This window comes from Colwellia psychrerythraea (assembly GCF_000764225.1).
Classification (GTDB): Bacteria; Pseudomonadota; Gammaproteobacteria; order Enterobacterales; family Alteromonadaceae; genus Colwellia; species Colwellia psychrerythraea_D.
Genome location: NZ_JQED01000029.1, coordinates 68213 through 81628 on the forward strand (window position 1 = coordinate 68213; position 13416 = coordinate 81628).

13 protein-coding genes are annotated in these 13416 nt (G+C 37.5%); 2 read left to right on the plus strand and 11 right to left on the minus strand.

Translation table 11 applies throughout. The annotated features are described in order from the left end of the window. Positions 1-105 precede the first annotated feature (105 nt). From ND2E_RS10415 to dbpA, 4 genes are all read right to left on the minus strand, one after another. On the minus strand, positions 106-903 hold the full coding sequence (locus ND2E_RS10415; RefSeq protein ID WP_033093975.1) for a tRNA-uridine aminocarboxypropyltransferase: 798 nt from the start codon (positions 901-903) through the stop codon (positions 106-108). Between the two features lie 142 nt (positions 904-1045). Further along, on the minus strand, positions 1046-1885 hold the full coding sequence (locus tag ND2E_RS10410) for a DUF2884 family protein (RefSeq protein ID WP_033093976.1): 840 nt from the start codon (positions 1883-1885) through the stop codon (positions 1046-1048). 287 nt (positions 1886-2172) lie between these two features. Beyond that, a complete protein-coding gene (gene zapE / locus ND2E_RS10405; protein WP_052056546.1) occupies positions 2173-3282 on the minus strand; it encodes a cell division protein ZapE in 1110 nt (369 codons plus the stop codon). Between the two features lie 36 nt (positions 3283-3318). Then, on the minus strand, positions 3319-4725 hold the full coding sequence (gene dbpA, locus ND2E_RS10400) for an ATP-dependent RNA helicase DbpA (RefSeq protein WP_033093978.1): 1407 nt from the start codon (positions 4723-4725) through the stop codon (positions 3319-3321). A 147-nt stretch (positions 4726-4872) separates the two neighbouring features. Here dbpA and ND2E_RS10395 point away from each other — a divergent pair, with 147 nt between their 5' ends. Together ND2E_RS10395 and ND2E_RS22695 are read left to right on the plus strand one after the other, a co-directional pair. Continuing rightward, positions 4873-5298 (plus strand): hypothetical protein, encoded by a 426-nt coding sequence (locus ND2E_RS10395; RefSeq protein WP_033093979.1) that lies wholly within the window; start codon positions 4873-4875, stop codon positions 5296-5298. Positions 5299-5344: 46 nt separating this feature from the next. Continuing rightward, positions 5345-5494, plus strand: coding sequence for a DUF2986 domain-containing protein (locus ND2E_RS22695; protein ID WP_081962042.1), 150 nt, complete (start codon positions 5345-5347; stop codon positions 5492-5494). Positions 5495-5659: 165 nt separating this feature from the next. Here ND2E_RS22695 and ND2E_RS10390 read toward each other — a convergent pair whose 3' ends face one another. From ND2E_RS10390 to ribH, 7 genes are all read right to left on the minus strand, one after another. Then, complete coding sequence (locus ND2E_RS10390; protein ID WP_033093980.1) at positions 5660-8773, minus strand: efflux RND transporter permease subunit; 3114 nt, start codon at positions 8771-8773, stop codon at positions 5660-5662. A gap of 14 nt (positions 8774-8787) precedes the next feature. Beyond that, positions 8788-10038 (minus strand): efflux RND transporter periplasmic adaptor subunit, encoded by a 1251-nt coding sequence (locus ND2E_RS10385; RefSeq protein WP_033093981.1) that lies wholly within the window; start codon positions 10036-10038, stop codon positions 8788-8790. Between the two features lie 171 nt (positions 10039-10209). Further along, complete coding sequence (hpf, locus tag ND2E_RS10380; RefSeq protein WP_033093982.1) at positions 10210-10566, minus strand: ribosome hibernation-promoting factor, HPF/YfiA family; 357 nt, start codon at positions 10564-10566, stop codon at positions 10210-10212. 394 nt (positions 10567-10960) lie between these two features. After that, on the minus strand, positions 10961-11434 hold the full coding sequence (locus tag ND2E_RS10375) for a phosphatidylglycerophosphatase A family protein (RefSeq protein WP_033093983.1): 474 nt from the start codon (positions 11432-11434) through the stop codon (positions 10961-10963). A gap of 37 nt (positions 11435-11471) precedes the next feature. Continuing rightward, positions 11472-12434 (minus strand): thiamine-phosphate kinase, encoded by a 963-nt coding sequence (thiL, locus tag ND2E_RS10370; protein ID WP_033093984.1) that lies wholly within the window; start codon positions 12432-12434, stop codon positions 11472-11474. 38 nt (positions 12435-12472) lie between these two features. Next, positions 12473-12889: a transcription antitermination factor NusB gene (gene nusB / locus ND2E_RS10365; RefSeq protein WP_033093985.1), complete on the minus strand. Its 417-nt coding sequence runs from the start codon at positions 12887-12889 to the stop codon at positions 12473-12475. A 31-nt stretch (positions 12890-12920) separates the two neighbouring features. Then, positions 12921-13385 carry a 6,7-dimethyl-8-ribityllumazine synthase gene (ribH, locus tag ND2E_RS10360; protein WP_033093986.1) on the minus strand — a complete coding sequence of 155 codons (465 nt, stop codon included), beginning with the start codon at positions 13383-13385 and terminating at the stop codon, positions 12921-12923. Positions 13386-13416: the final 31 nt, after the last annotated feature.

The following is a 13416-nucleotide window of genomic DNA, read 5'->3' on the forward strand; positions in this document are numbered from 1 at the left end:
ATTATCTAAGTGATTAATGACTTTCGTAAATACTATTTTAAATCACGGCTAATGCAATCCTTAGTTAAACTTACTCTTATCAACCAACAATAACTTAAGATTTCATCAATATATCTTGTCTAAATAAAGTTGATAGTTTTCGATTGCATTAACATTACCTTTATTACGCTGACAGACACTTTTTTGATATTGAAAATTGAATACATCAAACCATAAATCCAACAGATGAGCATTAGTCGCTTCACCATGCATATCTAAAACTCTAGCTGCCACCTCAGCGGTTGAAAATTGATGTTCGAGCTCAGTTTTTCTTACCGTATAGCGAGAATCCAAACCTACAGGTGATAACTGCCCATTGTTTTCATTTTGACAATGACCACTTACAGCTTCAACAGCCGTTTTAGCATCAAATGAAACCAGTGGAAATTTAGTTAAATAAGGGCTTTTTCGAAACATCTTTTTCGCTTCACGCCAACTGCCATCAAGCATGACAAACAAAGGTCTTTTACCATCAGGACAAATAACTTTATTAGTAAACACTTTTCGCCCATCATCAGCATATTCTTGTGGAAAAACAACAAGAGGAAACCATTTATCATCATTAAGCACATCAAGTAATTCAAGATTTTCCTGTGTTCTTGACCATAAAAAGGCAAAAGTATCAGGAATAAGGTCTGCAATGAGCTTTCCTGTATTACTCGGTTTTAAAACCTCAGTATCATACATTAATAACAAAAATCCTGCAGTGCTCTGCACTTGTGCTTTATCTGGTGATATTCCACAAATACAAAACTGTTTCGCAAGTTGGCATAACGGACAACGAATGACTCGTTGCCCCCGTGCTTTGTAGGTTGTTGTACTTATACTTTTACGGTATTGGTGTAATTGATGAACTGCGTGCATATATAACAAAATATAAAGATAAAAAAGACCCCGCAATTATAACAGTGCGAGGCCAGTGTGTTGAACAATATTCCCAGTTTTCACTCATAAGAGTAATTAACAAGGCTAAACACCCCTATGTCTGAAGCTATCAATATAAGGGTTACATTTTTGTCGGCTTAGGCTTTTCTTCATGGTGTGTCTGTGTCACGGTAAAAACATTAATTCGGGCGAGTGGTTCAATTGCACGTTTTAGTTGCTCTTCTAGTACATCAACCTCAACAATACTGCTACATAGCGCTTCTGCTTTCTTTTCAATTACAGCAGATCGGGTCGTCATTTCATGTTCGATATTTTCACCAAAATTTTCCATGCGCGTTTCAAAGTTTTCCTGATCACCTCCTGAAGCCATCATTTGTTGGCCCATAGCGATTAAGATACTGCCCATAGAGTTCAATACTGCTTTTTCAACTACCGACTCAATACGTTTATCAAAGTCTTTTCCAAGCAAGCCTTCACTTTCCAGACCTTCCACACCAACAGAAACGCCATTTTCAATGGATAAGTTAGTGGCGACTTGTTCTCGAATCAATGTTAACTCTGTCGTTAAATCTGCTGCAACTGCATTGCCCTCACCAAGTAAACCATTGAACGCAAGATTTACACCTTCAATAGCTAGATCAACACCTTCAATAGCTACATTTTTAACCTGAGGTACTAAGTGACGAATTTGCTCATCATATTTTTTTACAAGAGTTTGTTGCTCATCAGACAGTTTAACCTCTTGATTATTAACCAATAGTTTTTTACCATCATGGATACTATATAAACGACGTTCTTGTGTACCATCCTCTCCCTCAGCTTGTAAAAATTCAATCGAATTAGTTTGAATTGCAAAACCCGCCGATAAATTTACATTACATGATGTATTTGCGAAGACAACCGGTGATGCAAATGATACTGAAAGAATACTAGCGATTATTGTTGGGTGAAAAGAAGTCATGTTCTAATCCTTAAGTTGTATATTATTATTTGTCATTGAGTCAATGATTGCAATGAATGAACGTTATTACAAAAGCTAACTTACCTGTGTTGTAACTAAGAAAGTCAAACGCGTTATCATGTCAACGTTATAAGACTAGCTATGATTAACATAAAGGTTACAAGCATAATGCCAACTTTATTTATCATTATTTTTCAATAGGATAATGATTTCATGCAGTTTGGTGAATATGATATAAGCCACTAATTTAGTCAATTTGACGAGTTAATGATACTTTGTACAACCCCTTAACTTTGCTGCATTTCGATTAATCGCGACTGACAGCGCTCAAATTCAAAGCTGAGTTGTTGTCCTTGATAAAGTTCAAAAATGTCAACTTGAGCACTAACAATTAATTTAATGTTTTGATCGTAAAACTCATCAACTAACGCAATAAAACGTCTCGCTTCATCATCGAGTTGTTGCAACTCTCCCATTAAAACGCCACTGCGTTGATAACTATCCTCAACTCCTGAAAACACTGCTGGTACTAAGTCACCAGAAAACTTAGGCACATTTTCAATACAAACAATATCGAACTCTTTAGCAATGGCCATATAGTCTCGCTGACTTCGAGGGCCAGAGCACAAAGCAAAAAATTCAAAATATATAACTTTACCATGCTTAGCTATATAGCTTATTTGTCGATGATTAACTTTAATCTCACCGGCGGCTAACTCATCTGTGTTAGTCAAGGCTTGAAAACGTTCAATTAACTTTGTATTGCCATGGTTATTAAGCAAATAATAATTATTATAACAATTGCTTTTTATAAATTTTGCCCGTCGATGATCAACGTCACCATCAATAGAAACAACCTGACAATATTGATTGATTAATGCAATAGTGGGTAAGAAACGTTCTCTTTGCAAACCATTCCGGTACAGTTGTTCCGGTAGACAATTTGAAGTAGCAACAAGCGTAATACCTTGGGCAAAGAGTGCAGAAAATAGCCCACTCAATAACATAGCATCGCCAATATCATTTACATAAAACTCATCAAAGCATAATAAGTCAATATTTTTCGACCACTCAGCAGCTATATGACTAAGAGGCTCAGCTTGCCCGGTTAACTGTGCTAATTGTTGATGCACACTTTCCATAAAGTGATGGAAGTGAATACGTTTTTTGTTTTTGATGGCTAAGTGCTGATAGAACAGATCCATCAACATTGTTTTACCTCGACCGACCCTGCCATGAAAATATAAGCCAGGGATATTTTCTTTGAATTTTTCCGGCAACGCTTGCTGGGCTAACAATTGCTCAGATAACAACATTAAAGCATCTATAGCTTGAGTTTGCGCATTATCAAAATCAAGCTGCTTGTTAGCGAGCAGCTTTTGGTAGGCATGTTTCATCGATATATTTATTAAGTCATGGAATGAATCAAGGAACTAATTAGTTAAATGGCGAGCATTGAACGTACGACCTTTCATTTTACCTTTTGATAGTTTTTTCAAAGCTAAGTTTAAAGCGGCTTTAGTTACAGCAACATAAGCTTTGTTATCAAGAACGGAGATTTTTCCTACCTGCGATCCTTGTATTCCATTATTACCAGTTAGTGCACCTAGAATATCTCCTGGTCTTACTTTTTGCTTCTTACCGCCATCAATTTGAATAGTCGCCATTTTGGCTTGATGACGGTCATTTGAAAGCACAGCTAATGATGGCAGTGATTCAGGTGTTATAACAGCTTCAAGATAGTCTTCCAATAACCCTACTTTATAGCTTTCTTTGTCACTAAACAGTGAAAAAGCTATACCAGTGCTACCTGCTCTACCAGTACGGCCAATTCGATGTACATGTACTTCACTATCGCGAGCAATATGATAATTAATAACTAAATCTAAACTATCAATATCTAAGCCACGAGCTGCAACGTCGGTTGCAACAAGAATAGACGCACTTTTGTTAGCAAAGCGTAATAATGTTTGGTCTCTATCACGTTGCTCTAAGTCGCCATGTAAAGCTAATACGCTAAAGCCATCAAAATGTAAGCTTTCTGCGACTTGTTGAGTTTCTTTTTTGGTGTTACAAAAAATAGCAGTCGATTCAACGGGGTTATCTAATAACAATAAACGCAGTGCATCGAGACGTTCTTCATCATTGTTAACTTTAAAAAATTTCTGGCTAATCGTCGATTTATTTTCATTTGAGGCAACTTTAACCAACACGGGGTCTGTCATGATACTATCACTAATAGCCTTAATCTGCTCAGGGAAAGTAGCACTGAAGAGTAATGTTTGACGATCAAGTGGTGTACGCCCTACGATATTATCAAGTGCAGCTTGAAAGCCCATTTCTAACATACGGTCAGCTTCATCTAGCACTAATAAGTTCAAGTTTTCTAACGGCAAAGTGCCTTTAATAACATGCTCTTCGATACGACCTGGCGTACCTACAATAATATGTGCGCCATGCTCTAATGAGCCTATTTGCGGCCCAAATGGTGTTCCACCACAAAGTGTTAATATTTTTATATTATGAATACCACGCGCTAATTTTCGCAATTCTTTTGCTACTTGATCAGCCAGCTCACGAGTCGGACATAACACCATAGACTGAATTCTAAAGCGTTTAACTTCAAGTTTGTTCAGCAAAGCTAATCCAAAGGCAGCTGTTTTACCTGAGCCAGTTTTGGCTTCACCAATAACATCTTTTCCGTTAAGCAATTCAGGTAGCGTTTTAGCTTGAATGGGGGTCATTTGCTCATAGCCAAGCGATGATAAGTTTTTAACTAAATCTTGTTTCAAGCCCAACGAAGTAAAAGCTAATGATGAAGTAGTTGTATTTGTACTCAAAATAAACGCCTCTGAATTAAAGCGGCTTAGTAAAAACTAAACCAAAAAGAAGAAAGCTATCAAGAGAAAGGTAAGAAAACTTTCATGAGATAGATAATGCGCGCATAATAACAGTAATTATTGTACAACCCCAGTATATTCAAACCTATGATTACAGATTCAAAACAGTTATTAGTAGAGCAATGGCATACTTTACATAACAACCATGAAACTTATGAAAATTATGCCTTAATTATCAAGCTTGTTGCGACAATAGTCACTTTAATTGCTTTTACTTTTTCAGTTACAACTTTTGTTACACTATCCATATTAGCTATACTATGGTTACAAGAGGCTATATGGAAAACCTTTCAGCAAAGAACAGCAAATGCAATATTAACAATTGAAGATAAATTAGCACTACCTGAAGAAGAGCAGATACATGAGTCAAATAAACCGTATCTAGTTTATAAGCACTGGCGAGAAAATCGCCCTAAGACTAACGAGCTTATTACTGAGTATCTTCGAAGTTCAATAAAGCCAACGGTGATATACCCGTATCTTCCTTTGATGCTTTTGACGCTTATTTTTTAATGGTCTACAACCAAAACAATTTTAGTTTTGATACCGAGATAAACACATGAACAGAAAAAAGAAAATTAACAGCATTTTGAAAAAGAAAGCTAAAAAAGCGAATTCAAAATTACATAGCAGTAATAAACCTAAGTATGTCTCAAAAGCTGAAAGAGCTAAACTTGCTGAAGAAGAGAGCAAGCCAGATCAAGAATAAGCTATAAGCTTTAAAACCAATAACTAGCTTGGTTAGATATGAAAGTGAGCATGGTGAAAGGTAATCATTCCATGTTATATCTCCTTCATAATTATGATAAAGCAAAGAAATAAAAAGGGCACATATTATGTGCCCTTTTTTATTGTGCTTTCAGTCAACACTCTCTTAAGTGACGTCAGTTTGTCCTTTAAACTTCTCTCTCATTCGTTGTATCAATAGGTAGAAGTAAGGTACGAGTAAAGTTCCAAACAGGGTTGCAGCTATCATACCTGCGAGTACTGTGATACCCAAAGAAACACGACTTCCAGCCCCTGCCCCCGTTGCAAAAACAAGCGGTAAAACACCTAATATGAACGAGAAGGCAGTCATTAATACCGCTCGAAAACGCATTCTAGCGGCATTGAGTGCTGCATTCATTATCGTTTCACCAGCTGCTCTTTGCTCCATGGCAAATTCAACGATTAGAATCGCAGTTTTAGTCGAAAGCCCTATTAATAAAACCAAGCCAACTTGTGCATAGATATTATTAGCCATACCAACAGTGTATAGTGCTAACATGGCGCCAAATAATGCTAAAGGCACTGCGGCAATAACGGAGAATGGTATTGTCCAGCTTTCATACTGAGCCACTAAGAAAAGGTAAACAAAGATAATCGCTAAACCAAATAATATAGGAGCTAAATTACCCGCTTCAAGCTCTTGTTTCGACTGCCCTGACCATTCATAAATATAACCTTGAGGCAATGTGCTAGCTAACTCCTCCATGACGTCAATAGATTGACCTGAAGAGAATCCAGGAGCAGCATTACCTGTGATACTAGCACTACGATATAAATTAAAGTGACTTATTGTTGTTGGTCCTAAGATGGGTTTAACACTTGCTAAAGTCGTTAGTGGTACCATCTCGTCGTCTTTATTACGAACGAAGTAATATCGAAGATCTGAAGGCTCAGCTCTATACTTACTTTCTGCCTGAATCGTCACACGATACGTACGACCAAACTGACTAAAGTCATTAATATATAAGGAGCCTAACTGTGCTTGTAAAGTAGCAAAAATATCAGATAGTGCGACACCTTGTGCTTTAGCTTTATTGCGATCTACTTCTAAAAAGTATTGCGGTACATTGGCACGATAAGTACTAAAAACACGGGATAACTCAGGTCGTTGATTGGCTTCATAAATAAGGCCGTTCATCACTTGAGCTAATTCTGCCGGATCGCGACCTTCACTATCTTGCAACTTAAAATCAAAGCCTGAACTATTACCCAAACCAGGAATAGGTGGTGGATTAAAGACCATAATTTGAGCATCTGGCATAGTCCATAATTGCCCCATCAAACGAGGAATTATCTGCCTCAAGCCCAGCTCTGGTGTCGTTCTTTCTTCCCAATCTTTGAGGAGAATGATGGCAAGACCATTATTTGAGCCAGCACCACCAAGTAATGAGAAACCTGATACAGTGATAATATCATCTACGGCAGCATCATTTAAAATAGTGGGGGTTATTTTGTCTAATACAGCTTGAGTACGATTACTTGAAGCAGCATCTGGTAACTGAATATCGACAAAAAGATAACCTTGATCTTCTCCAGGTAAAAATGCCGTAGGAACAGCAGTGGTTAACCAACCGGCACCAATAAAAATTAAACCAACAAAAAGTCCAACTCGGGTAAGTCGTTTAAGCATAAAACCAACGGTCTTACTATAAACCCCTGTTGACTTAGTTATAAGGCTTTCAAATGGTACTAACCACTTGATTGGTTTCATTTTTTCAGCACTCAAAAGCACTGTACATAATGCAGGGCTTAAGGTTAGAGCATTTAATGAGGAAATCAGTACGGCAAAAGAAATAGTCACAGAGAACTGTTTATACAGTTCACCTGTTATGCCAGGCATAAAGGCAACAGGCACAAATACAGCTAATAAAACAAGAGTCGTCGCAATGATAGGACCAGAGACTTGATCCATTGCTTTGGTTACTGCATCTTTAATCGGCAATTGTTCTTCTTTTAATATACGTTCAACATTCTCAATAACAATAATAGCGTCATCAACAACAATACCGATAGCAAGCACTAAACCAAATAAAGTAATTGTGTTTATTGAATAGCCCATCAAGATCATAAAAGCAAAAGTACCGATAAGGGATACTGGAATTGCTAAGGTGGGAATAATAGTCGCTCGCCAATTTTGTAGGAATAAAAAGACCACTAAGATAACTAAAATAATTGCTTGAAATAAAGTAACAACCACTTCTTCAATTGAGCGATCTATAAATTTAGTAGTATCGTAGGGAATGACATATTCTAAACCGTCAGGAAAGCGTTCAGAGAGTTTTACCATTTCCGCTTTAACTAAAGAAGCAACTTCAGTCGCATTGGCATCAGGTAGTTGATAAATAACAAGAAAGGCCGTTTCTTTACCATTTAGTCTTGCTTGTGTTGAATAGTCTTCCGCGCCTAGCTCTAGACGTGCAATGTCACTTAACCTGATAAAGTTACCATTGCGCTGAGCTCGAATTATCGTTTGACCAAATTCTTCAGGTGTCTGTAATCGACCTTTAGCTTGGATGGAGTATTCAAATTGCTGATTTGGCAGGGCTGGGCTAGCGCCTAACTTACCCGCAGCAACAATCATGTTTTGTTCTTGCAGTGCTTGTTGCACTTCAGTAACCGTAATACTAAGTGATGACATCCGTTCTGGGTTTAGCCAAGCTCTCATGCTGTAGGTCATTTCCCCCATCACTTCAGCTGAAGCAACACCTTTAATCCGTCCAAGCGGCTCCGTTAGGTAGTTAGTTGCATAGTTACTTAAGAAGAGTTGATTGATACCTTCTTGCTCAGCAAACAAGTTAATACCTAACAACATAGAGCTAGATTTTTTCTTTACATCAACCCCTTGACGCGTTACCTCTGATGGTAATGAACTCGTAGCCAGCGCGACCCTATTTTGCACATTTACCTGTGCAATATCACCATCGGTACCAACTTTAAAGAAAACTGTAATTACAGCACTACCATTATTAGAAGCAGAAGATTCAATGTACATCATATCTTCAACACCATTGATTTGTTCCTCAATAGGCCGAATCACTGATTCTTCTACAATTTGGGCGCTTGCTCCAGGATAGACAGCTGATATTTGAACTTGGGGTGGTGTTATTTCAGGATACATGTTGACCGGAAGCACACTCATGGCGATTAAACCAGCGAGCGTAATAACGATAGATATTACAAAGGCAAATTTAGGCCGATTGATAAAAGTTTTACTGATCATAAAATCGTCCTTGATTACTTATCCGTTGTAGCACTAGGGTTAATTACTGGCTCAGTCACTTTTGAAGAGTCTACTGATTTATCATCAATATCTGATATGGTACCGACGAGTGGGTCAACATGTTTCTCAATGCCTCTAACTTCAATGCCGGGACGAACTTTTTGCAATCCTTCGATGATGACTTTTTCACCAATTGAAACCCCTTTTTCAGCAACCCACATAGCATTAATTCTTCTACCTAGCACTACATGACGTTGTTTTACTTTATTCTTTTCATCTACAATTAAAACAAACTTTCCTTGCTGACCTTCTTGTACTGCTGCTTGTGGAATTAATGCCATGTCTTCTTTACTTTTATTTTCAAGAATCAAGGTAACAAATAAACCCGGTATAATAATATTGTTAGGGTTAGGGAATACAGTTCTCAGCTCAACAGTACCCATGCCCTCTGAGATCTTAGTATCGGCAAAATCTAGTTCTCCACTTTCTGGATATTCTGAATTGTTTGGCAAACGTAAAGAAATATCAAACTCCCCTCCTTCTTCACTTGTCACTCCTTGATGGGATTGTTGATATGAAACATAGGTGCTTTCTTCTACTTGAAAACTAACAAAAATTGGGTCACGAACAATAAGAGTAGCTAAAGCTTCACTTGTAGGACTCACTATATTTCCCACGTTGTAATTTACTTTACCTATGAGCCCACTAAAAGGTGCGGTAATTGTGGTATAGCTTAAATTAAGTTCAGCTTGTTCAAGGGCAGCTTCTGCAGACTTTACTGCAGATCGTGCTTGTGATTCTTCTGTTGTTAATTTGTCAAAATCTGATTGAGAAATGTAACCATCATTAATAAGATCATTTGCTCGCTTTAAATTACGCTTGGCATTTTCTTCGCCAGATCTCTTAGAATTTAAATCCGCCTTTGCCGAGGTCAAGGCTGCTTCATAGGCGGCTGGATCTATTCTTAATAACACTTGTCCCTTTTCTACATAACTACCTTCACGAAAGCGACGCTCAAGTAACTCACCTTCAACTCTTGCACGTAAATTAGCTTCTTTCGAAGCTTCCGTACGTGCAACAAATTCACGATACCCACCGACAGACTTTGATTGAATTGAATAAACAGACACTGCTGGTGCTGGTGGTTTCGTTTGTATCTCTTCCTTACCACACGCGGCAAGTGTCAGAGATAAAAATCCAAGAAGAATAAATTTACTTGAAGTAGAATTAGATCGGGTAGTTTTTACTAAAAAGCGCTTGAGCATCAAATTATTCCTTTTAAGGTTAATGCCTTTATTATGATTACGTTGATTATTACACAGAGAGCATTTAATACAGTAATTATTTGTACTTAATAGAGAATAGTATAAATTTTTTGAAAAAAAAAAGCTGCGAACAAAGTTCAACAGCTTTTATATTATTAACACTTTCTAGCTTTAAGCTAAGTTCATTTCTTGAACTTTCTCATGAGCAATTTCAGGTGTCGTAGGATCCGGCTTAGTATGTAGATTGGCTTTTAGTTGACCTTTTCTATGCTTAAGCGCCGCGTCTAGTTTCTTTGCTGCACTAGCAATAGCTGGATACATTACAGCATCGGTGCCTGTGGCGGAAATTCGGCCCCCTTCATAAGTTGTAGTTAATTCAACTTGATGTTTATTGTGTTCTTTAGAAATAATTACGTCTAAGGCAATTAGCGTTGGAAAGTGGTTAGCTATTTTAGAGAATTTTTCTTCGATATGCTCTTTGATTGAATCAGTAACTTCTACATGATGACCAGAAAGATTTATTTTCATAGGTATTCCTTTTTTACTATTACATAAAGACTAACTTACCTAAATGACACTTCATTAAAACCATGTCACTTAAGAATAGACCTGAGGGCAAGTTTTGCTAAAACAAGTCGATGCGAAAAATATTTATAATATACTCACAACAACCGATTAGGGAGCATCACAAATCACCTAGCATTAAAAGTAGCGCAAATATGGCTAAAATACTATTGATCTAAAGTAAAGAAGTAAAGAAAACTGCAATGAAGAGTGAACTAGGAGCAACGGCTCTTTTAAGTGGCGTATGAATTCTAAGTAAAATAGATTTAAATTAACACGTAACTCAATGTTTATTGAGGGTTATCAGTCAGAACACTCACTTTTATATAGGAATTGTAGACTTGATAAGATCAGTTCGTTAGAAAATAACATGCATAATAGCGAGTGAAAATAGTCCTGCTAACACATCATCAAACATTATACCAAAGCCACCCGTCAGCTTTTTATCTGCAACAGATATCGGCCATGGCTTAGCTATATCAAACAGTCGAAATAAAGCAAAGCCAACTAAGACGCTCTGCCAACTGACTGGTATCATAAACATTGTTATAAAGAAACCAGCAAACTCATCCCAAACAATTGCACCATGATCGTGAACACCAACATCACTCGCCGCCTTACCACAAATATAAATCCCTGACAGACATATAACTACAACGAGCAAACCATAAAATAAAGGAGGCAAAGTACTCATTAGTAAAAACAATGGCACGGCGGCAAGGGTTCCAAAAGTACCCGGCGCTTTGGGTGCCAATCCACTACCAAAACCTAGTGCCAAAAACTGAATAGGACTAGCAAGGTTAAAGTTAACTTTTGTATTTTTACCCGACATATTGTAATTGCTTATTAATTAGTAAACTGTAATGAAGCTACTCGGAAAAGTGTTCAAAACCGACGGTATTAATTGGAATTGGCTTATTATTTAATGTAGTTGAGATAGTCTGAGATGCATTCAACTGCCCGATACAAGTTACCTTAGTACCAGCATGCGACATAGCTGTTTCCATGCCTACTTTATTATCTTCATTCACGGTAAATAACAGCTCATAGTCATCACCACCAGATAATGCCAAGGTAATAGCATCATCTGCAAGTAAACTATCACGCATAATAGTAGAGAGAGGGAGAGCATCCAAAACAATATTCGCACCTACATTTGACGCTTGACAAATATGTCCCAAATCAGCAATTAAACCATCAGAAAGATCAATTGCAGCAGAGGCATATTCACGGAGCGTTTGTCCTGCTAAAACGCGAGGTTTTGGGTAATCAAGTTTATTCTTTATAATATCAATAAACTGGGATTCGATTTCCACTTTTCCGGTTATTTGCTGTAAAGCCAATGCGGCATCGCCAAGTTCACCCGTTACATAAAGCCAGTCACCTGATTTGGCGCCTGAACGTGATAAATAACTGCCTTCAGGCGTAAGCCCTTGAGCAGTAATCGTTATACTTAAAGGCCCTTGTGTCGTGTCTCCACCAATGAGTTCTACATTATAAAACTCACAAAGTTCAAAGACACCTTCACAAAACTCAATTAACCAGGCTTCATCAATATTAGGTAACGTTATTGCTAGCGATAACCAACTTGGCTTAGCGCCCATTGCAGCAATATCAGATAAATTAACAGCAACAGCTTTGTGACCTATCGCTCTAGGGCTAGTCTCAAATGGAAAGTGTACTCCAGCAACTAATGTATCGGTAGTTACCACAATATTTTGATTCTCAATAGGTGATAAAACCGCACAGTCGTCACCAATACCACGCACAACATCTTTCCGTTTAACGGCCTGTTTGGTAAAGAAATGCTTTATCAACTCGAACTCTTTCATGCTAAACCTTTATATACTAATACTTTGATAATAGTAGGTTATTCTTCAGGGCGAATTAATTTAACAGCTTTATCTAAAACACCGTTAACAAATTTATGGCTATCATCTGCAGCGAACGATTTAGCTAACTCAATCGCCTCATTAATCACTACACGATAAGGCACATCTGTACAATCTTTCAGTTCAAACACTGCCACGCGCAAGATAGCCTTTTCCACTTGGTCAATATCATCAAGAGGACGGTCTACATAAGGAATAATAGCGTCATCTATTGAACCAACATTGGCGGTTACACCACGAAATAATAATTGAAAGTATTCAATATCAAAACGACGTTTACTGTTGTCTGTGATAAAGTTGACTTCAACATCATTTATAGGATTTTTACTAACTTGCCATGAATAAACAGCTTGTACTGCAAGTTCACGGGCTTTTCTTCTAGGAGAAGGTTTCACAATATGTTTCCACTTTTCTTAAGTTTAGAAATTAAATTTTATCTAATACATTAACCATTTCTAATGCACCAAGAGCAGCTTCAGCACCCTTATTACCAGCTTTAGTACCAGCACGCTCAATGGCTTGCTCAATAGAGTCGGTTGTGATCACACCAAAAGAAACTGGAATCTCAGCGTCTAAACAAACTTGTGCTAGACCTTTATTTGATTCACCAGCAACAAAATCAAAGTGTGGAGTACCACCACGAATAACGGCGCCAATAGCAATAATTGCATCAGACTCACCTTTTTTAGCAATTTTTTTCGCTACTAGAGGTAACTCGTAAGCACCCGGTACGCGAACGACAGTAATATCTTCGTCATTAACATTACCATGACGTTTAAGCGCATCGATCGCACCTTCTAATAAACTATCAACAATAAAGTGGTTAAAACGTGATACAACGATAGCAAACTTCTTACCTTTTGCTTCAAACGAACCTTCAATAATATTCATTTAATAATTCCAATATGGTGTGTATAAAAAA